Annotated in this window: 17 protein-coding genes; 9 read left to right on the top strand and 8 right to left on the bottom strand. The window is 76.1% G+C overall.

Going from position 1 to position 20,467, the window contains the following annotated elements; translation table 11 throughout:
- Position 1 precedes the first annotated feature (1 nt).
- Positions 2-1,066 (bottom strand): GGDEF domain-containing protein, encoded by a 1,065-nt coding sequence (locus tag ACI789_RS19485; RefSeq protein ID WP_457011013.1) that lies wholly within the window; start codon positions 1,064-1,066, stop codon positions 2-4.
- A gap of 99 nt (positions 1,067-1,165) precedes the next feature.
- Entirely contained in the window at positions 1,166-2,425 is a 1,260-nt protein-coding gene (locus ACI789_RS19480; RefSeq protein WP_457011012.1) for a 3-deoxy-7-phosphoheptulonate synthase, read from the bottom strand.
- Between the two features lie 176 nt (positions 2,426-2,601).
- Between ACI789_RS19480 and ACI789_RS19475 the strand changes: the two genes are divergently transcribed.
- From ACI789_RS19475 to ACI789_RS19445, 7 genes are all read left to right on the top strand, one after another.
- Complete coding sequence (locus tag ACI789_RS19475) at positions 2,602-5,328, top strand: LuxR C-terminal-related transcriptional regulator (protein ID WP_457011011.1); 2,727 nt, start codon at positions 2,602-2,604, stop codon at positions 5,326-5,328.
- A 205-nt stretch (positions 5,329-5,533) separates the two neighbouring features.
- Positions 5,534-6,106: a CAP domain-containing protein gene (locus tag ACI789_RS19470; protein ID WP_457011010.1), complete on the top strand. Its 573-nt coding sequence runs from the start codon at positions 5,534-5,536 to the stop codon at positions 6,104-6,106.
- Positions 6,107-6,232: 126 nt separating this feature from the next.
- Positions 6,233-7,036: an MBL fold metallo-hydrolase gene (locus ACI789_RS19465; RefSeq protein WP_457011009.1), complete on the top strand. Its 804-nt coding sequence runs from the start codon at positions 6,233-6,235 to the stop codon at positions 7,034-7,036.
- A gap of 192 nt (positions 7,037-7,228) precedes the next feature.
- A complete protein-coding gene (locus ACI789_RS19460) occupies positions 7,229-7,642 on the top strand; it encodes a helix-turn-helix domain-containing protein (RefSeq protein WP_457011008.1) in 414 nt (137 codons plus the stop codon).
- A 169-nt stretch (positions 7,643-7,811) separates the two neighbouring features.
- Positions 7,812-8,327 (top strand): peptide-methionine (S)-S-oxide reductase MsrA, encoded by a 516-nt coding sequence (msrA, locus tag ACI789_RS19455; RefSeq protein WP_456917311.1) that lies wholly within the window; start codon positions 7,812-7,814, stop codon positions 8,325-8,327.
- A gap of 212 nt (positions 8,328-8,539) precedes the next feature.
- Complete coding sequence (locus ACI789_RS19450) at positions 8,540-9,457, top strand: hypothetical protein (protein WP_457011007.1); 918 nt, start codon at positions 8,540-8,542, stop codon at positions 9,455-9,457.
- Between the two features lie 98 nt (positions 9,458-9,555).
- A complete protein-coding gene (locus tag ACI789_RS19445; protein ID WP_457011006.1) occupies positions 9,556-10,527 on the top strand; it encodes a quinone oxidoreductase family protein in 972 nt (323 codons plus the stop codon).
- A gap of 67 nt (positions 10,528-10,594) precedes the next feature.
- On the opposite strand, the gene ACI789_RS19440 is transcribed toward ACI789_RS19445, so the two are convergent.
- From ACI789_RS19440 to ACI789_RS19415, 6 genes are all read right to left on the bottom strand, one after another.
- Positions 10,595-11,551, bottom strand: a complete 957-nt coding sequence (locus ACI789_RS19440) for a VWA domain-containing protein (protein ID WP_457011005.1) — start codon at positions 11,549-11,551, stop codon at positions 10,595-10,597.
- Positions 11,548-12,567 (bottom strand): DUF58 domain-containing protein, encoded by a 1,020-nt coding sequence (locus ACI789_RS19435; RefSeq protein WP_457011004.1) that lies wholly within the window; start codon positions 12,565-12,567, stop codon positions 11,548-11,550. Before ACI789_RS19435 ends, ACI789_RS19440 begins: the two co-directional genes overlap by 4 nt.
- Positions 12,564-13,877: an AAA family ATPase gene (locus ACI789_RS19430; protein WP_457011003.1), complete on the bottom strand. Its 1,314-nt coding sequence runs from the start codon at positions 13,875-13,877 to the stop codon at positions 12,564-12,566. The genes ACI789_RS19435 and ACI789_RS19430 overlap by 4 nt, the downstream gene beginning before the upstream one ends.
- 309 nt (positions 13,878-14,186) lie before the next feature.
- The gene (locus ACI789_RS19425; RefSeq protein WP_457011002.1) at positions 14,187-15,470 is read right to left on the bottom strand and encodes an NlpC/P60 family protein; all 1,284 of its coding nucleotides are present in this window, start codon (positions 15,468-15,470) and stop codon (positions 14,187-14,189) included.
- 293 nt (positions 15,471-15,763) lie between these two features.
- The gene (locus ACI789_RS19420; protein ID WP_457011001.1) at positions 15,764-17,299 is read right to left on the bottom strand and encodes an AMP-binding protein; all 1,536 of its coding nucleotides are present in this window, start codon (positions 17,297-17,299) and stop codon (positions 15,764-15,766) included.
- Between the two features lie 98 nt (positions 17,300-17,397).
- Positions 17,398-18,531: a LuxR C-terminal-related transcriptional regulator gene (locus ACI789_RS19415; protein ID WP_457011000.1), complete on the bottom strand. Its 1,134-nt coding sequence runs from the start codon at positions 18,529-18,531 to the stop codon at positions 17,398-17,400.
- 113 nt (positions 18,532-18,644) lie between these two features.
- Between ACI789_RS19415 and ACI789_RS19410 the strand changes: the two genes are divergently transcribed.
- Positions 18,645-19,058, top strand: a complete 414-nt coding sequence (locus tag ACI789_RS19410; protein WP_457010999.1) for a RidA family protein — start codon at positions 18,645-18,647, stop codon at positions 19,056-19,058.
- A 50-nt stretch (positions 19,059-19,108) separates the two neighbouring features.
- Positions 19,109-20,464, top strand: coding sequence for an FAD-binding oxidoreductase (locus ACI789_RS19405; RefSeq protein ID WP_457010998.1), 1,356 nt, complete (start codon positions 19,109-19,111; stop codon positions 20,462-20,464).
- Positions 20,465-20,467 lie beyond the last annotated feature (3 nt).

Raw genomic sequence — 20,467 nt, 5'->3', positions numbered from 1 at the left:
CTCAGGCCGCGGCCACGGCGACGCAGCCGCGCCCGGCGCGCTTGGCGTCGTAGAGCGCGGCGTCCGCGATCTCGTACAGCGCCGCCAGGTTGTCCGCGGCCTGCGGCAGGTGGGCCACCCCGAGGCTGATGGACAGGGCCAGCGTCGTGCCGTCGGTGAGCGTCACGGGGGTCCGGCGCACCGCCTCCAGCAGGGCCTCGGCCCGGCGCTGGGCGGTGCGCGCGGAGCAGCCGGGCAGCAGCACGGCCAGCTCGTCACCGCCCAGCCGGGAGAGGACGGCGTCGTCGGCACGCACCTGCTCGGTCAGCACCCCGGCCAGGTGGACGAGGACCTCGTCGCCGGCCGGGTGGCCGTGCGCGTCGTTGATCGACTTGAACGCGTCGACGTCGATGAGCACCAGCGCGGTGCCCGGGGCCGGCCGGCGCACGGTCGTCCGGACCAGCGCCTCCTGGAAGAAGCGGCGGTTCACCAGGCCGGTCAGCGTGTCGACCTGCGCCTGCGTCTGCAGCGCCGCGACCAGCTGTTCCTGGCGGACCGCCGCCCGGCAGAGGACGGCCGCCATCAGCACCAGCACGGCCCCCACGAAGACGAGGTTGGTCAGCGCCTCGCGGACCGGCAGCAGGTACAGCAGCGTCCCGGCGTCGACCAGCACCGTCGTCCCGGTCACCAGGACGACGCCCGCGGTCTTCAGGTGGGCCGCCGCCCACAGGACCGGCAGGGAGAGGAAGGACTGCGCCGCGGCGGAGGTGTCGTCGGTGAGCAGGGACAGGAACGCCCCGAGCAGGACGCCTCCGACGGACATCAGCGCACCGGCCGCCATCCGGTCCAGGCGCTCCGCCGGCACGACCCGGTGGACGACGGCGAACGCGGCCAGGAGCCCGGCGGCCGACCAGCAGAGCCCGCGCGCGAGCGGGGCCTGCGTCGAGTGCTCGAGGAGCGCCCACCCGGCCAGGGCGACGGCGGCCAGCAGCAGGATGAGGGCGGCGCTGCGCGCCGCGGACTGCGGGTCCCGCGCCCGGACGTCCCGCAGGAGGCTCGAGTCAGGCGTGTCCGACGGGGCGCGCACGGTGCGTCAGGGTAGCCCAACAGAGCGACAGACCCCCAGCCCAGCGACCGACCGTCCCGCCCGATCACGTCGACGACGGCCTGCTGCGGCTGCGCGGGGTCACGCGCCGGCGGAGCTGCCCTCCCGCTGCCGGGTCCCCCGCCGCACCCGGGCGGCCTCGGCGAGCTCGGCCAGCACCACCTCGGTGGTGTCGAGGTCGATGCAGGCGTCGGTGACGCTCTTGCCGTACTCCAGCGCCTCGGGGTGCCGGCGGTCGAGGTCCTGCCGGCCGGCGACCAGGTTGCTCTCCACCATCACGCCGCGGATCGCCCGCTCGCCGCCGGCCACCTGACCGGCCAGGTCGCGCACGACCTCGATCTGGCGCCGGTGGTCCTTGCGGCTGTTGCCGTGGGAGGCGTCGACGACGACCACCTCCGGCAGACCGCGCGCCGCGAGCTTCCGCTTGGTCTCCGCGATGTGCTCGGCCGAGTAGTTGGGGCCGTCCTGGGCGCCGCGCAGGATGACGTGGCCGGTGTCGTTGCCCGTCGTCGACAGCTGGGCCGACACCCCGTGGTGGTCGACACCGAGGAACTCGTGCGGCGCCCGCGCAGCCACGACGGCCGAGATGGCGGCCTCGATGCTGCCCTCCGGCGAGTTCTTGAAGCCGACGACGGACGAGAAGCCCGACACCCGCTCGCGGGCGGTCTGGTCGGTGACGTTGCGCGCGCCGACGCCGTTGTAGGTGACCAGGCCGTTGACGTACTGCGGCGTCAGCGCGTTGAGCGGTTCGGCGGCCACCGGCACGCCCAGGGCGGTGATCTGGCACATGAGCACCCGGGTGGCGACGAGGCCGACGCTGATGCGGCTGGACCCGTCGAGGAACGGGTCGTAGGCGAACCCCTTCCAGTCGACCTCGGTGCGCGGCTTCTCCGTGTACGTCCGCATCAGGATCTCGAGGTCGTCGCCGTGCCGTTCCCGCATGCGGGCGAGGAAGCCGGCGTACTCGACGGCGGCGGCCGGGTCGTGGATCGAGCAGGGGCCGGCGATGACGGCCAGGCGGTCGTCGGCACCGGTGACGATCTCGGTCATGGCGCGGCGTCCGGCCCGCGTCGTGGCGGCCGAGGCGGCCGACAGCGGGACGACGGTGGCCACCGCCGCGGGCGTGACCACGACGCTCAGGCCGGTGATCCGGGCGTTCACCAGGTCGGAGAGGTCGACGTCGTCCGCCGGTCGGACGTCCAGCCGCTCCTGGACGCCGGGCAGCAGGTCGGCCAGGGCGGCGTCGATCTGCCCGTTGACCCGGGTCTGGACCTCCAGCAGCTGGTCGGCGATCCGCGTCGCCACGTCCAGGATCCGGTCGGCCGGGAGAGGTGCCTGCATGGTCCCCACTGTCCACGACCGCGCCGCGGCCGCGCCCGGCGGTCCGCGGCGGGTGGCTCGCCGAGGGCCGTCGGAGGCCGCCCCGGCTGCCCCGGGTGACCGGCCGCGTCCCGCCGGTTCCGGAACTCCGCAGCCGGCGCGCCGGCCCGTTGCCGTCGTGCCCGGTCGGGACGACGGTGTCCCCGGACCTGATCCGGTTCGTCCCGCTCCCGGCGGCGCACGGGGCGTCGGTCGCCTCGGTGCACCGCCCGACGACGGTGCTGGGGGTGACGGCGTCGATGGACACCTGGCCGTTCACCGGGCGCGACGACGAGCTGCGGTCGGCGGTGGAGGCGGTGCGGCGGCGCGGCTGCCTGGTGGTCGCCGGCGCCCCCGGGGTGGGCAAGAGCCGGCTGGCCCGGGAGCTGCTCGCGCGGGTGGGCGGCCCGGGTGCCGGGCACGGGTTCGTGGCGGCCACCGCGTCCTCGCGCGACGTCCCGCTCGCGGCGCTGGCGGGGTGGACCGGGACCGACTCCGACGCCGAGCCGGACGTGACCGCGGTGCAGCGGGCCACCCAGGCCCTGCAGGCCGCCGGTCGCGAGTGGGTGCTGGCGGTCGACGACGCCCACCTGCTCGACGAGGTCTCGGCCACGGTGCTGCAGCAGGCCGTCGCCGAGCGCGCGATCCCGATGGTCCTCACGGTGCGCAGCGGTCAGGCTGCGCCGGACGCGGTCACGGCGTTGTGGAAGGACGGCCTGGCCGAGCGGCTGGACCTGCTGCCGCTGGCCGAGGCGGCGACGGGCGCGTTGCTGCGCGCCGGCCTCGGCGGCCCGGTCTCCGCCGCGAGCGAGCACCGGTTCTTCGAGATCACCCGGGGCAACGTGCTGTGGCTGCGCCACCTCGTGGACGGGGAGCGCCGCGCCGGCCGCCTGGCGTGCACCGACGGGGTGTGGCGGTGGGCGGGGCCGGCCGGGTTGCCGCCGGCCCTGGACGAGCTGGTCGCGCAGCGGATCGGCGTCCTGACCGAGGCGCAGGGCCGGGTGATGGAGCTGCTGGCCTTCGGCGAGCCCCTGGGTCTGGACCAGCTGACCCGGCTCACCGGCGCGGAGGCGGTCGAGCAGGTCGCCCAGCGGGGCCTGGCCGCCGTCGGGCGGGAGGGCACGCGGTGGGACGTGCGGATCGCCCACCCGCTGTACGCGGAGTCGGTCCGGGCACGGGTGAGCTCGCCGCGGGCCCGGCGGCTCCGCCGCGAGCTCTCCGAGGTCTTCGCCGGGGGACGCCGCGCCGGCGACGCCCTGCGCAGCGCCGTCCTCGGGCTCGACGGCGACACGCACCCGGACCCCGCGACGCTGGTGCGCGCCGCGGGGCAGGCGGTGGACCTGACCGACTACGAACTCGCCGAGCGACTCCTCCGCGCCGCCTGCGACGCCGGGGGCGGGTTCGAGGCCCGGCTCGGACTCGCCAGCGTGCTCTCCTGGCAGGCACGGGCGACCGAGGCGGAGACCGCCCTGGGGTCGGCGCTGGCGTCGGCCGCCACCGACGCCGAACGCCTCCGCGTCGCGCTGTCGTCCGCGTACCTGCGCTGCGTGCGCCCCGCGGGCGCCGAGGGGGCGCACCGGGTGCCGGTCGCGGCGCGGACCGAGGAGATCGCTCCCGGCGGGGAGCGGGTCCGGGCGGCGCTGCACGCCACCGCCGCGATGGCGTCCGGCCAGGTCGGGCGCGCCGCGCGGCTGGCCCAGGAGGTGCTCGCGGACGACGGCGTCCCCCCGTGGGCGTCGGCCTGGGCGAGCTGGGCCGCGGTGTACGCGCGGGCCTGGTCGGGGCGGGGTGACCCGATCGCCGACCTGGCCCGCCGCGGCACCGGGGCGGCAGGAGCGAGCCTCGAGACGCTGCCGCTGCAGCACGACATCGCGTTCGCGGAGGTCCTCGGGGTGTGCCTGGAGGGCGAGCCGGCACGCGCCCGGCTGCGGCTGGGATGGGTCCGCGGACGGACCGGGAGCCACGCCGCCGGGTTCGGCGCGCTGCTGGCGGCCTGCGCCGAGCTCGCCTGCGGGCACCCGCGCACGACGGTCCGGCACGTCGAGGCGGTGCTCCCCCAGCTGCCGGGGCACGGAGGCGGGTGGACGGCGGTCCTCGCGGCGCTGCAGACCCAGGCGCACGCCGTTCTCGGCGAGGCCGCCGCCGCCCGGACCGCCCTCGCGCAGGCCGAGCGCGCGGCCCGCTCCGGCGTCCGGCTCCCCGACGCCCACCTCGGGCTGGCCCGGGCCTGGGCCGCGGCGGCGGAGGGGGCGACGGTGGCCGCGCGGGAACACCTGGCCCGGGCCGCCGACCTCGCCCACGCGTCGGGGCAGTCGGCCGTCGAGGTGCTGGTGCGCCACACCGCCGTCTGCCTCGGCGACCGGGACCAGGCGCCGCGGCTGGCCGCTCTCGCCCGCGCGCCCGCCGGCCGGGCCGCCCTCGCGGCCGCGGCCCACGCCCGGGCGCTCGCCGCGGGCGACGCCGTCGCGCTCCTGGCCGTCTCGGCCGACCTCGAGGCGGCCGAGCGGTACCTGTTCGCCGCCGACGCCGCCGCGCAGGCCGCCGTGGTGGCGCGGGAGCGGGGCCGGTGGCCCGAGGCCGCTGCGGCGGCGGGCCGGGCCGCGGCGCTGGCCGAGGTGTCCGAGGGCGCGCGGACCCCGGCGCTGCTGGCCGCGAGGTGCCCGCTGCCCGTCCGGGACCGGGAACGGGAGATCGCGCTCCTGGCCGGCGAGGGGCTGACCAACCGCGCGATCGCCGACCGGTTGCAGCTGTCCGTGCGCACCGTGGAGAGCCACGTCTACCGCGCCTGCACCCGGCTCGGCCTCGCCGACCGGGCCGCCCTCGTCGCCGCGGTGCGCCCCGCCCGCGGGTCGCCCGCGGGCGGGGCGACGGGTCACGGCGAGTAGCGGCGGCGGTGCGGGCGGGAGTGCAGTAGTGCACTACTGCTGACCGGAGCCCGGTCGCGGGGCCACCCTCTCCTGCGGCAACCGCTGCGGCGGTGCCGCACCGATCAGCCCGACGGGGGTCGTCGCTGAACCCGGGTCCTGCCCGAGCGGGCGGGTCGCGTCCTCCCTGCGTCGGGACCGGCCCGCCCACCTCGAGGAGGACGTCATGACCCGCAGCCGTCGTCGCACCACCGGTCGCGCGTTCACCGTCGCAGTCGCCGTCTCCAGTGGGCTGGTCCTGGCCACACCGGTCGCGGCCACCGCCGCGCCCGAGGACTGCAACTACATGGGCTACGGCTCCGGCCCCGACCTGCTGGGGCTGCAGTGGGACGAGGACGAGCAGTGGGTGGCCGACAACATCAACGCCTACCGCGCCCAGAACGGCCTGCCCGCCCTGACGGCGTCCGAGCCGCTGCGCCGGCCGACCATGTGGGGAGCCCTGGACTCCGCCCAGCGAGGGTTCTCGCCATCCGACCACATCGACTCCCGCGGCATGGGGATCGCGGAGCGGGCCGAGTACTGCGGCGGCTACACCGGCCCGATCGGTGAGATCAACTACTGGGGCGAGGGCGGCGACTTCCCCCTGGGGCCCGCCGCGCTGGCGTGGTGGCAGCAGTCCCCCGGGCACAACGCGCTGCTGCTGAGCCCGGACTACACCACCTTCGGGGTCGGCTGGGCCTACATCGGGTACCCCGAGGTCACGCGGGGGCACTGGGTGGTCATGTTCGGCACCTCCTGACCCCCGGCCGGCGGGTGGGGCTGCGCCATCGAGCCCCGCCCGGCCGGACGCGGGTCCTCCTCCTCGGCTGGCCGTCGGCGTCGACCTGCGGGAAGGTCGGCGGGAGGACCGTGGGGAGGACAGCTCATGAGGGTCGGTGACATCGACGTCCACCCGATCGCCGACGGCACGTTCCGGACGAGCCCCGGCTACTTCGGGGAGCACGTCACCGCCCACGGCCACGAGGACCTCTTCAACCGGCACGGCCAGGCGTGGCTGCCGATCGGCTGCTTCCTGGTCCGGACCGGCTCGCACGTGGTGCTGGTCGACGCGGGGCTGGGTCCGGACCTGCACGACGACGGCCCGCGGCGGCTGCTCGTCGGCGGCCAGCTCATGACCGGGCTGCGGGCGGCCGGGGTGCGGCCGGAGGACGTCGACGTCGTCATCTGCACGCACCTGCACCTCGACCACTGCGGATGGCTCTTCGACCTGGCCGGCCGGCCGACCTTCCCCCGGGCCGAGCTCTGGTTCGGCGCGGGCGACTGGAAGCACTTCGTGCTCAACCCGGAGAGCCGGATGCTCCCCCACATCCGGCACGGGATGCAGACCACGGACGGCGCCCGCATCCACCTGGTCGGCGACGACACCGCCGTCGTCCCCGGCGTCGACGTCACGATGACCCCGGGGCACACCCCCGGTCACCTGTCGGTCGTCGTGTCCTCCGGGGTGCACCGGGCGCTGCTGCTCGGCGACGCGATCACCTGCCCCGTGCAGCTGGACGAGACCTCGTGGCACGCCATGGGCGACCTCGACCCCGAGCTCGCCGCGCGGGTGCGGGAACGGCTGTTCCGCGAACTCGAGGGCGAGACCACCTACGGCGCCGGCGCCCACTTCCCGGAGCTGCAGTTCGGCCGCGTGCTGACCGGCCAGGTGCGCCGCTGGATCGGCTGAGCACGCCGCGCCGGTGCCGTCCCGCCGGTGAGCGCACGGTCAACTCCTGACGAACCGGACCGGTCCGTCTCGTCCGTCACTGTCCTCGCACCACTCTCGCCGATCCCATACGGTCAGTAGCAGCACGGACGCACAGCGTCGCCGACGGCGAGCCTGACCCGCGTCCCGTGGACCGCCACCGAGAGGAACGACGTGTCCCTGCCCCAGCGCTCCCCCGCTCCGGCTCTCCACCGCCAGGCCGCCTACGGCCAGCGTCCCTACACCCGCCCCGCCGTGCCCGGCCCCCAGCCGGCGGCCCGCCCCACGTCGCCGGGTGCCCGCCCGCAGTTCGGCGCCGGCCCGATGGGTCAGCGACCGATGGCCGTGCGACCGGGGACCCCGCACCCGACCGCGGTGCAGCCGGGGATCGAGCGGCCCGCGCCTCGCGCTGGGGTCAGCTTCCTCACCGTGGCCGAGGTCGCGGCGATCATGCGCGTGTCGAAGATGACCGTGTACCGCCTCGTGCACGGCGGGGACCTGGCCGCGGTGCGCGTCGGCCGGTCCTTCCGCGTCCCCGAGCCGGCGGTGCGCGAGTACCTGTCCGACGCCCGCACCGACGTCGCCTGACGCCCCGCGCACGAACCTGCGCCGACGGCCCGCCGACCCCCGGTCGGCGGGCCGTCGGCGTCTGTCCGGGTGCATCGACCGTCCCGGCATCGAAGCCGCGCTCCGAGGAGGAAACACCTGCACCGGTCGCGGCGTTCACCCGTCGTGCTGCAGACAGAGGGAGGCACACGTGACCACTGAGACCGCGATCCTCGCCGGCGGCTGCTTCTGGGGCGCCCAGGAGCTGCTGCGCAAGCGCCCGGGGGTGCTCTCCACCCGGGTCGGGTACTCCGGCGGCGACACACCGAACGCCACGTACCGGAACCACGGTGACCACGCCGAGGCGGTCGAGATCGTCTTCGACCCCGAGAAGATCTCGTTCCGGGAGCTGCTGGAGTTCTTCTTCCAGATCCACGACCCGTCGACGAAGGACCGGCAGGGCAACGACGTGGGCCGGAGCTACCGCTCGGCGATCTTCTACACGAGCGAGGAGCAGCAGCGCGTCGCGCTCGACACCATCGCCGACGTCGACGCCTCGGGCCTGTGGCCCGGCAAGGTCGTCACCGAGGTCGTGCCGGCGGGCCCTTTCTGGGAGGCCGAGGAGGAGCACCAGGACTACCTGCAGAAGGTCCCCTTCGGCTACACCTGCCACTACGTGCGGCCCGACTGGGTGCTCCCGCGTCGCGAGGCGCAGACCACCCGGTGACCTGAGGTCCCGATCGCGCGTCCCGGACGATCGAGCCGGGACGCCGATCGAGGCCATCGGGGCGACGACGTCGAGGGGGACGTCCCTGCACGGGGGCGTCCCCCTCGACGCGTCACCTGCCGGTACTGGGACACGACGGCGCCGGTGGGACGCGTGGGGCCCGTGGGGCGCGGCGCCACCACCGGCGCAGCGGCCGTGCGCACGATGGGGGCATGCCCGCCCGACCGGACGCCGTCGCCGCGCTGCCGGCCGCTCCGGGCGTGTACCGCTTCCGGGACGACGGCGGCCGCGTGCTGTACGTCGGGCGGGCCGCAGAGCTGCGCCGCCGGGTCAGCTCCTACTGGGGCGACCTGCGGGACCGCCGCCACCTGCGGCGGATGGTGCTCCGGGTCGCCCGGATCGAGGCGCTGGTCTGCGACTCCGCGCACGAGGCCGCCTGGGCCGAACGGAACCTGCTCGAGCGGTCGCTGCCACCGTGGAACCGGATCGTCGGCGGCCTGGAGGTGCCCGTCAGCATCCGCCTGGATCCCTCGCCGGAGGCGCCGCGTCTCGGCCTCGCCTCCGCGCACCGGCCGGCACCGGGGGTCCGCCACTTCGGCCCCTACCTCGGGGCCCGCAAGGTGCGGCTGGCCGTGTCCGGACTGGAACGGCTGTACCCGCTCGGCCACGCCGGCCCGACCCGGACCGCCGGCGAGCGGGAGCTGGCGCGGCTGCGCGGCGGGCAGGACACCCCCGTCGCGCGGCTGGCGAGCGCCGTGGCGTCCGTGCTGGACCGGGAGCCGACGGCGGTCGCCGGCGCACTGGCGGCACTCACCGCCCGGCGCGACGCCGCGGCCGGGGCGCAGGCCTACGAGGCCGCGGCCCGGCTCCAGGAGGAGATCGAGGCGGTCGAGTGGGTGGTCGCACCGCAGCGGGTCACCGCGCCCGGCGGGGAGGGCGACGAGGACGTCACCGGCTGGGCGGACGACGTCCTGGTCCGGCTCCGGATCCGGGACGGCCGACTCCGCGCCTGGGAGCAGGAGACCTGCACCAGGTCGGCGCCCGGCGCCCGGGCACCGACCGGGTGGCAGCCCTTCCTGCGGCGCAACGCGGAACTGGCCGCCCGGCTCGCAGCGCTGCCCGTCAGCTGAGCTGCGCCGCGGCGGGTCCTCCACGTCGATCACTGCACCGGGCCCGCCCGGAGGCCACCGCTCACCGTCGGTCCACCGCATGGCCATAGCCTCGGAGGATGCGAGCCGTGCAGATCACCCGCTTCGGCGGCCCCGAGGTCCTCGACGTCGTCGACCTGCCCGACCCGGTCCCGGGCCCCGGCCAGCAGCTCTTCGAGGTCTCCTCGGCCGGCGTCAACTTCGCCGACACCCACCAGATCGAGGACAGCTACCTCGCCCCCCAGCAGCTGCCGCTCGTCCCGGGCGCGGAGTTCGTGGGCACGTCCGCCGGCGGCGGCCCCCGGGTGGTGGGGCTGCTGGACGGCGGCGGCTACGCCGAGAAGGTCGCCGCCCACCCGCGGCTGACCTGGCCGGTGCCCGACGGCGTCTCCGACGAGCAGGCGCTGGCCGTCGTCCTCCAGGGCGCCACCGCCTGGCACCTGCTGCGCACCAGCGCCCACCTGGCCGCCGGCGACACCGTCGTCGTCATCGCCGGCGCCGGCGGGGTCGGCTCGCTGGCGATCCAGCTGGCCCGGCGCTGGGGCGCCGGCCGGGTCATCGCCACCGCGTCCAGCCCGGAGAAGCGGGCGCTGACCGAGGAGCTCGGCGCCGACGCCAGCGTCGACCCCGCCCTGGCCGACGACGACCCGAAGGCCTTCACCGCCGCGCTGCGGGAGGCCAACGGCGGCAAGCCGGTCGACGTGGTGCTGGAGATGACCGGCGGCAACGTCTTCGACGGCTCGCTGTCGGCGCTGGCCCCGTTCGGCCGGCTGGTCACCTACGGGATGGCTGCCCGGACGCCGGCGTCCGCTGTGCACCCCGGCGCGCTGATGCAGAAGAGCCGCGCGGTCATCGGCTTCTGGCTGGCCCACTGCATGACCCGGCCGCACATGATGGACGACGCGATGACCGAGCTGCTGCCGCTGGTCGCCGACGGGGCGCTCAGGCCGATCGCCGGAGGTCGCTACCCGCTGACCGCCGTCCGGGAGGCCCACCAGGACCTGCTCGCCCGCCGCACCACCGGCAAGCTCGTCCTCGACCCCTCCCGCTGAGAAAGGACCCCGTCCTCCCCACCACTCGCAGGCTCGCGGCGGGGCCCTGGACGGGGCCGGGCGGGGGCTACAGCAGGCGGTTGGTCCAGAGCAGGCTGAGGACGACGCCGAGCAGGGCCAGCAGCACCCCGCCGCGGACGAACCAGTAGCTGACGTCGCGCGGCTCGGTGGTGTAGCCGATCTGGCTGCCGAGGTCCTCGTAGACCTGCTCGAGCTCCGCGGCGCTGGCCGCCTCGCTGTAGCTGCCGCCGGTGTCGTCGGCGATCCGCTCGAGGGTCTCCCGGTCCACCGGCACCGGCACCCGCTCCCCGTCGAGGTCGAGGGTGCCGTAGTCGGTGCCGAACGCGATCGTGGAGACCGGGATGCCCGCGTCGACGGCGGCGTCGACGGCCTGGGTGTCGTCGCGACCGACGGTGTTGTAGCCGTCGGAGAGCAGCACGATCCGGGCGGGCGGCAGGTCCTCCTCGGTGGCCTCCAGCGAGGCCTGGTAGTTCTGGATCGCCGAGAGCGACGTGAACACCGCCTCGCCGATCGCGGTCGACTCCGCGAGGTCGAGGTTGTCGATGGCGCTGCGCACCTGGCCGCGGTCGGTCGTCGGGGTGACCAGCGTGGTCGCGGTGCCGGCGAAGGACACCAGCCCCAGGTTGATCCGCTCGGGCAGGACGTCGACGAACTCCTTGGCCGCCTTCTGCATGGCCTCGAACCGGCTCGGCTCGATGTCGGTGGCCTGCATCGACAGCGAGACGTCGACGGCCATGATCACCGTCGCCCGCTCGCGGGGCACCCGCACCTCGGTGCTCGGCACGGCGAGGGAGACCACCAGCGCGGCCAGGGAGAGGGCCACCAGCCCGAAGGCCAGGTGCCGCCGCCAGCCCGGCCGCTTCGGCACGAGGCTGCCCAGCAGCGCGACGTTGGTGAACCGCGCCGCGTAGGCCTTGCGGCGCAGTTGCAGGACGACGTACAGCGCGACCAGCGCCACGACGGCGAGCAGGCCGAGCAGCCACAGCGGTGCCTGGAAGGTCATCGGGAGGCTCCTCCGCTGCCGGCGCGCCGGCGGTCGGCGACGAACCGGACGACGTCCATGAGCCAGTCGCGGTCCGTGCGCAGCTGCAGGTGACCGGCGCCCGCCCGGCGCAGCGCCGCGGCGATCGCCTCCCGCTGGCCGGCGGCCCCGGCCGCGTACCGGGCGCGGAACTCCGCGTCGCCGGTGGGCACTTCGAGGGTCTGGCCGCTCTCCGGGTCGACGACGGTGAGCAGCCCGACGTCGGGCAGCTCCAGCTCGCGCGGGTCGACCACCTCGATGGCGAGCAGCTCGTGCCGCCCCGCCAGCCCGCGCAGGGGCCGTTCCCAGTCGCTGTCGCCGAGGAAGTCCGACACGACGACGACCAGCCCGCGCCGGCGCGGCGGGCGGCGCAGCGACTCCAGTGCGGCCGCGAGGTCACCGCGCCGTCCCCCGGCGGCCCGGGGCGTGGCCACCACCGCGCGCAGCAGCCGGTCGGCGGCCAGCCGGCCGGCCGCGGCCGGGTAGCGGTCCACCCGCTCCCCCGTGGTGACCACGGCGCCGAGCCGGTTGCCGCCGCGGACGGTCAGGTGGCTGACGGCGGCCAGGCCGGCGATCGCGAGGTCGCGCTTCTCGCAGCGCGCGGTGCCGAAGTCCAGGCTCGCCGAGAGGTCGACGACGGCCCACGTCTCCAGCTCGCGGTCGGCGATCGTCTCCCGGACGTGCGGCACCTGCGTCCGCGCGGTGACCGGCCAGTCCATCCGCCGGACGTCGTCGCCGGGGTGGTAGGTGCGCGAGTCCCCGGCCTCGGTGCCCGACCCGGGGACCAGCCCGAGGTGGTCGCCCTGCAGCAGGCCGTCGAGGCGACGCCGGACGGTGAGCTCCAGCCGCTGCAGCAGGACGTCGGCCGGGCCCTCGGCGAAGTGCGGCGGGGCGCCGTCCCCGGACCCGGGGTCGATCCCGGACCCGGGCGTGGGCGCGTGCCCGGGCGGCTCCGGCGTCGCGGTGCCGGAGCTCCCGGAGCGACGGCGGAGGATCACGCCGGCGACGACCCGGGCGCGTAGCCGTTGCCGGCCGGCCCCGGCTGGCCCTGCGGGGCCGGGCCCGGGTGGCCCTGCACGCCGGCACCCGGGTGGCCCTGGACGCCGGTGCCGGGCTGCGCCTCCCCCGGCCGGCCGGCGAACGGACCCGCCGCCGGCCCGGGCGCGCCGAACTGCGGCACCGGCTGGCCGAACTGGGGGACGCCCTGCGGCGGGCCGAACGCGGGCACGGCCGGCCCGCCCGGCGTGGCCGGGCCGAAGCCGCCGGTCCGCTGCCGCGGGGTGACCTGCGGCAGCGGGACCGTCTGGAGGATCCGCTTGACCACGTGGTCGGCGGGCACGCCGTCGGCCAGCGCGTCGTAGGAGAGCACCAGCCGGTGCCGCAGCACGTCGGCGGTGACGTCGAGGACGTCCTGCGGCAGCACGTAGTCGCGGCCGCGGACGAGCGCCAGCGCCCGGCTGGCAGCGATCAGGCCCAGCGAGGCACGTGGGCTGGCGCCGTAGGAGACCCACGAGGCGACGTCGTCCATGCCGTGCTCGCGCGGCGCCCGGGTGGCCACCACCAGCCGGACGACGTAGTCGACCAGCGCGTGGTGGACGAACACCTGCGAGGCGGTGCGCTGCATCCGCAGCAGGTCGCCGGGGGCGAGCACCGTCTCGGCCACCGGCGGGGTCGACCCCATCCGGTAGATGATCTCCCGCTCCTCCTCGGGGCTCGGGTAGTCGACGAGCACCTTCATGAGGAAGCGGTCGCGCTGCGCCTCGGGCAGCGGGTAGACGCCCTCGGACTCGATCGGGTTCTGCGTGGCCAGCACCAGGAACGGGTCGGGCAGCGGGTGGGTGACCCCGCCGATGGAGACCTGCCGCTCGGCCATGACCTCCAGCAGCGCCGACTGCACCTTGGCCGGCGCGCGGTTGATCTCGTCGGTGAGGACGAAGTTGGCGAAGACCGGGCCGAGCTCGGTGTCGAAGGCGTCCTGCCCGGCCTTGTAGATCCGGGTGCCGATGATGTCGGCCGGCACCAGGTCGGGGGTGAACTGCAGGCGGGTGAACGAGCCGCCGACGACGGTGGCCAGCGTCTCCACCGCGAGGGTCTTGGCCACCCCGGGCACGCCCTCGAGCAGCACGTGGCCGCGGGCGAGCAGCGAGACGAGCATCCGCTCGACCAGCCGGTCCTGCCCGACGATGACCCGCTTGATCTCGAAGAGCACGCGCTCCAGCTGCGCCGCGTCGGCCGATGGCGGCACCGGCTGACCGGCGGCCGGGGACCCGGCGGACTGCCCGAGGGGGGTGCTGGCGGCGCTGCTCACGGAACTCCCATGATCGTGCGGGTCCGCGGCCTCGAGGAGGCCGGCGACGGGGCGGCGTGCCCGTCCCCGCGCCAGTGTCCTACACGTTCCTGCACGGCAGCCGGGTCGCCGTCGGCGACCACCGAGTCGCCCGCGATCCGGCGCCCCGACCGTCCGCGTGGCGTGTGCACACCCCTGCCCGCGGGGGCGGGTGACTGCTAGCCTCGGCACTGCGTCGGGCAGCTCCCCCCGTGGCTGCCCGACGCCCCACGTCCCGGCCCGTGCGTGGCCTCGCCGCAGGGGCCCGCCGCGAGCCTGTGAGGTCCTTTCTCAGCCGGTCGGACGCACCGCGCCGAAGTAGTCGCTGCCGAACCACATCGACGAGATCCGCACGACGTCCCCGCTCTGCGGCGCCTGGATCACCTGGCCTCCGCCGATGTAGAGGGCCACGTGGTAGATCGACGTGTAGGCCGACCCGGAGCCCCAGAACACCAGGTCGCCGGCCTGCAGGTCGGACGCCGCCACGGTGCGGTCCCGGAACCGCCAGTACTGGTCGCGGCTGGTGCCGCCGATGGCGACGCCGGCCCGCGCGTAGGCGTACTCGGTCAGGCCCGAGCAGTCGAAGCCGTAGATCGCCGTGTCCGGGGTGATGCCGTAGGTCGGGCCGGAGCTGTTGCCGCCACCCCAGCTGTAGGGCAGGCCGCGCTGCGACTTCGCCGCGGCGATCGCCGTCTGCACCGCCGAGCCCGAGGGCGAGTCGGCCGTCGTCGGCACGGGGGCCGGCGCACCGCCGGCGGAGCCGCCGGACGAGCCGCCCGAGGAGCTGCCGCCCGAGGTGGACGGCGTCGAGGCCGGCGGGGTGGTGCGGGCCGCCTCCTGCGCCGCGGCGGCCGCGGCCGCCGCGGCCTGGGCGCCCTGGGCGCCGTACAGGGCCTCCTGCGCCTCGTCGAGCTCGGCCTGCCAGGCCTCCCGCTGCTCGGCCAGCGCCGCCGTCTGGGCGCGCGCCGAGATCTCCTGGTCCTGGGCCGCGGCCAGCGACTCCGCCGCCTCGTCCTGCCGGGCCTCGGCCTCCGCCACCGCCTGCTGGGCGGCGCGGTCTGCCTCGGCGGCCTCCTGCTCGAGCACGGTCAGCTGGTCGACGACGTCCACGCGGTGGTCGCCGGCCGCGTCGAGCAGCGCCGCCCGCTCCAGCAGCTGGGTCGGGCCCTCGGCGCTCATCAGCGCCTCGGCGCCGGGCGCGGTGCTGCCCTGCATGTAGGTGGAGCGCGCGAAGTCGGCGACCTGCTGACGGCCGCGGGCCAGCTCCGCCCGGGCGCGGTCGGCGTCCTCCGCGGCCTCGTCGGCGGCGGCCTGCGCCTCCTCCTGGGCGGCGCGGCGCTCCTCGTACTCCTGCAGCGCGATCTGCGCGGCCTGGTGCGCGGCGGCCGCGGCGGACTCGGCCGCGGCGAGCTGCGCGCTGATCTGGCCGACCTGGGCGGCCGCCGCGTCGCGGGCGGCCTGCGCGTCGGCGACCTCGGCGTCCCCCGGTGCGGCGAGGGCCGCACCGGGGGCCGCGCCCACCGCGACGAGGGCGGCGACGGTCGTGCCGATCCCCCGGAGGAGCCACCGGGGCACCGCGCCCCTCGTGGCCGTACCCCGTGTGTCCGTTCCGCTGCCCACCGACCCGACCTCTCCCCGACCCGACACCGTCGGCGTCCCGCAGGACGCCTGCTGGTGGTGTGATCGGAGAGAAGGAGCAGGCCGTTGAGGGGGCCCTCACCCCGTGGGGTGAAGGCCCCCGACGGCCTGGGTCGGGGATGGCCTCGTCCAGAGGCTCGCCGCGAGCCTGCGAGCGGTGAGAAGAAGGACCCCGTCCTCCCCGCCCCTCGCAAGCTCGGGGCGGTGCCCTGGACGGGGCCGACGAATCGCTAGTGCACCTGGCGGTCCGAGGTGGACCAGAAGGCCTCGCGCAGCTTGAACTTCTGGATCTTGCCGGTGGCGGTGCGGGCCAGCGCGTCGCGGAACTCCACCCGCTTGGGGATCTTGTACCCGGCGATGCGGCCGCGGCAGTGGGCCACGATCTCCTCCTCGGTGACCTCCTGCCCCTCGGCGCGGACGACGATCGCGGTCACGAGCTCCCCCCACTTGTCGTCGGGGATGCCGATGACGGCGACCTCCGCGACCGCGGGGTGGCTGAAGACGACGTCCTCCACCTCGATCGACGAGACGTTCTCCCCGCCGGTGATGATCACGTCCTTCTTGCGGTCGGAGATGGTGAGGTAGCCGCCCTCGTCGATGGAGCCGCCGTCGCCGGTGTGGAACCAGCCGCCCTCGAGGGCCTCACCCGAGGCGTCGGGGTTGTTCCAGTAGCCGGCCAGCACCGTGTTGCTCTGCACGAGCACCTCGCCGGAGTCGCTGACCCGCATCCGGGTGCCCAACGCCGGGACCCCGGCCCGCGACAGCTTCTTCGCGCGCTCCTCCGGGTCGAGCGCGTCGTACTCCTCGCGCGGCCGGTTCACGGTGACCAGCGGAGCGGTCTCGGTGAGGCCGTAGATCTGGTTGAACTGCCAGCCCAGCTCGGACTCGATGCGGGCGATGGTGCGCGACGGCGGCGGCGCCCCGGCGACCACGATCCGCACCTGGTCGCGCCCGGGGACCTCGCCGTCCCAGTGGGCCGCCGCCTCGAGCACCGAGTTCCACACCGCCGGCGCCCCGCACATCAGCGTGACGCCGTGCTGCTCCACCCGCCGGAGGATCTCCGCGCCGTCCACCTTGCGCAGCAGCACCTGCCGGGCGCCGAGGCCGGCCAGCGCGTACGGCATCCCCCAGCCGTTGCAGTGGAACAGCGGCAGCGTGTGCAGGTAGACGTCGCGGTCGCTGACCTGCATGTGCATGCCGAACGTCACCGCGTTCACCCACTCGTTGCGGTGGGTCATCTGCACGCCCTTGGGCCGGGCCGTCGTCCCGCTGGTGTAGTTGATCGTGGCGGTGGCGTCCTCGTCGGGCTGCGCCCACGGCCGCGGTTCGACGTCGTAGCGCAGCAGCTGCTCGTACTCCTCCCCCGTGCCGAAGCGGTGCTCCACGTCGATGCCCTTGAGCGACGCCTCCAGGTCGGGGTCCACGAACAGCGCGCGGGCTCCGGAGTGCCCGACGATGTAGGCGACCTCCTCCTGCGCCAGCCTGAAGTTGATCGGCACCAGGACCCGCCCCGACGACGGGACGCCGAGCAGCATCTCCAGCAGCCGCCCGGAGTTGTGGCTGACGACGGCGACCCGCTCGCCCTCCTCGATGCCCAGCTCGTCGAGGGCGGCCTGCATCGCGCGGGCCCGGCGGGCGACCTCGCGGTAGGTCAGCTCGCCCAGGGACGGCGCCGGCTGGTCGGGCTCGTCGACGATGCCGATCCGGTCGCCGTACACCAGCTCGGCGCGGTCGAGGAAGTCTCGGGTGGTCAGAGGCACGCGCATGTCCGGCTCCCGGGTGGTCGGGCCGCCGCGCGCAGGCGCCCGGCAGCCGCTCGACGTGGTCCCCGTCACGCTAGCGCCGGACCGGCGCGGTATGGCGCTCAGGCCGGATCGCGGAACCAGCCCGACGGCCCGACCTCCCGGCCCGCCGCCAGCCGGGGCGCGTACTGGTCGAAGTACACCCGCGCGGTGAGCTCGCGGCGGCTGCGGACGCCGACCTTCGTGAAGATCGACTTGAGGTGGTCCTGCACCGTGTAGGCCGACAGGTGCAGCGCGGCGGCGATCCCGCCGGTGTCCACCCCCCGCAGCACCAGCTGGACGACGTCCTGCTCGCGCGGGGTGAGCCCGAAGGCGGCCACGACGATCGGCACGATCTCGGGCGGGCGCGCCTCCTCGATGGTCACCACGACGTCGGACGACGTGCCGTCGCGGGCCATCAGCCGCGACGCGTGCGCCACCACCCAGTGACCCGAGCGCGTGCGCAGCCGCACCCGCGGGACCACCGGCTGCCCGTCCGCGGCGGTCCGTCGGGCGGCGCCCACCAGGCTGAGCAGGGCCAGCGGCAGCGGCGCGTCCCCCAGCGGCCCGCCGCCCAGCTCCGCCACCCGCGCCGCGGCCCCGACGCTGGCCGAGGCGATCTCGCCGTCCGCACCGACGACGAGCACCGCCGGGCCGTCGACGTGCGCGGCGTCGTCGGTCGCCGCGGCCGCCAGCAGCCCGCTGCGCAGGCCGACGGCCAGGGTCGCGCCGATGCTGCTCAGGAACTCCTGCTCCAGCGGGCTGAAGGCGGCGCCTGGCCCGTCGCGGAACAGCGCCAGGAAGCCCCAGGTCGTGCCGTCGACGGTGAGCGCGGCGCGCATCTCGTCGTCGAGGTCCCAGTGCCGGCGGATGAACCGGCTGAACCGCGGCGAGAGGTCCAGCCGGCCGTCGGTCGCCGTCTGCAGGCCCAGGACCCCGCCGGGCCGGCGGTTGACCTCCAGGAAGGCCGAGGGGTCGGGCACCTCGTACTCGAAGTGCGCCCACTCGTCGTCGTGGTGGTCGTCGAAGGTGGCCTTCACGGTGCTCGTGACCAGGCGGGTCGCCGGGTCGGCGGTGGCGAAGCACGCGGCGGAGAACGGCACGGCCCGCGCCAGCGCCTCCAGGGCGGACTGCGCGAAGGTCGCCGCGTCCAGGCCGCCCGCGGCCAGGCCGCTGACCTGCGCCCGGACCCGTTCGGTGAGCATGCTGCTGGTCACGGCCGAGAGTGTGGGGCCGGGAGGCCTCCCGCGGGTATCCCAGAAGCCTGGGGGTGCAACTCCCCAGGGCCGTGGGATGGGCGGCCGGCCGCCGCGCCGACAGGTTCGTCGGCATGACAGCGACCCCCGCCGCTCCGGTCGAGCGGCTCAACCCCACCCCCTGGAGCGCGGCCTTCGGTTTCGACCAGGGGCAGCTGCGCCCGGCGCCGTCCCGGCTGCTGACCGTCGCCGGCCAGGGCCCGGTCGACGAGACCGGCGCGCTCCTGCACGAGGACGACCCGGCCGCCCAGCTCGCACTCGCCCTCGCCAACCTCGAGTCGGTGCTCGCCGCGGGCGGCATGGACCTGGCCGACGTGCTGCGGCTGACCGTCTACGCCACCGACGTCGACGCCGTCCTCGCCGTCTACGACGTCCTCACCGAGCGGCTGGCCCGCGTCGGTGCCACGCCGCCGACCACGCTCGTCGGCGTCGCCCGCCTGGCCCTGCCCGGCATGCTCGTCGAGCTGGACGCGAGCGCCGGCCGATGACCCTCCTCTCCCGCCTCCGCCGCCGCCCCTCCCCCTCCCTGGAGCCCGCCGTGACCAGCACGCCCGTCCTGCCCGACACCGCCGCCCTGGCCGCCCGCGTGGCCGGCCCCGTCCTCCGCCCCGGCGACCCCGCCTTCCCGGCCGAGGTGACCGGGTTCAACCTGGCCCACCTCCCGCGGCCGGCCGTGGTCGTGGGCGCGACCAGCGCGGCCGACGTCGCCGCCGCCGTCCGCTGGGCCGCCGGCGAGGGCCGGACGGTCACCGTGCTGGCCACCGGCCACGGCCTGCAGGACGACCTCGCCGGCACCGTCCTGGTCTCCACCCGGCGGATGGACGACGTGGTGGTCGACCCGGCCACCCGCACCGCCCGGGTCGGCGGCGGCGCCCGCTGGCGGCAGGTGATCGACGCCGCCGCCCCGCACGGGCTCGCCCCGCTGTCGGGCTCGTCGTCCGGGGTGGGCGTGGTCGGCTACACCCTCGGCGGCGGACTCGGCCCGCTGGCCCGCCGGTACGGCTTCGCCGCCGACCTGGTGCGCCGCGTGGAGCTGGTCACCGCGGACGGCGCCGTCCGCACCGTCGATGCCGAGAGCGACCCGGAGCTGTTCTGGGCGATCCGCGGGGGGAAGACCGGCTTCGGCGTCGTCACCGCCCTGGAGTTCGAGCTCGTGCCGGTCGCCGGGCTGCACGGTGGGGGCATCTTCTTCCCCGGCGCGGCCGCCGCCGACCTGCTGCACGCCTACCGGGAGTGGGCGCCGACGCTGTCCGAGGACACCACGACGTCGGTCGCCGTCCTGCGGATGCCGCCGGACCCGGCGCTGCCCGAGCCGCTGCGCGGGCAGACGGTGGTCCACCTGCGGTTCGCCCACCTGGGCTCCGCCGAGGAGGGGGCGGCCCTGCTGTCGCCGATGCGCGCGGTCGCCCCGGCGCTGGTGGACCTCGTCGCGGACATGCCCTTCGCCGCGGTCGACGCCATCCACATGGACCCGACGGACCCCATGCCCACCCACGACCGGGGGACGGCGCTGCGCGAGCTGCCGGCCGAGGCCGTCGACGCGCTGCTCGCGGTGGCCGGACCGGACGTCGACGTGCCGCTGGTCATGGTGGAGCTGCGGCACCTGGGCGGGGCGCTCGCCCGGCCGGCCGCGGTGCCGAACGCGGTCACCGGGCGGGACGCCGCCTTCTCCTGCTGGGTGCTGGGCCCGATGGCCGGAGCGGTGGCCGAGGTGGTCCCGGCGGTCACCGCGTCGGTCGTCGACCGGCTCGCGCCGTGGTCCACCGGCGGCTCGCTGCTCAACTTCCTGGGGACCCCGGCGAGCGAGCGGCTGTGGACCGGCGCGGACCGTGCGCGGCTGGCCGCCGTCCGGCACCGGGTGGACCCGTCCGGGGTCTTCGCGCCGGCCCGCTGAACG

The organism is Geodermatophilus sp. SYSU D00965, assembly GCF_054050075.1.
Note: the sequence above shows the minus strand (reverse complement) of the source record. Positions and strands in the feature narration are given on the sequence as shown.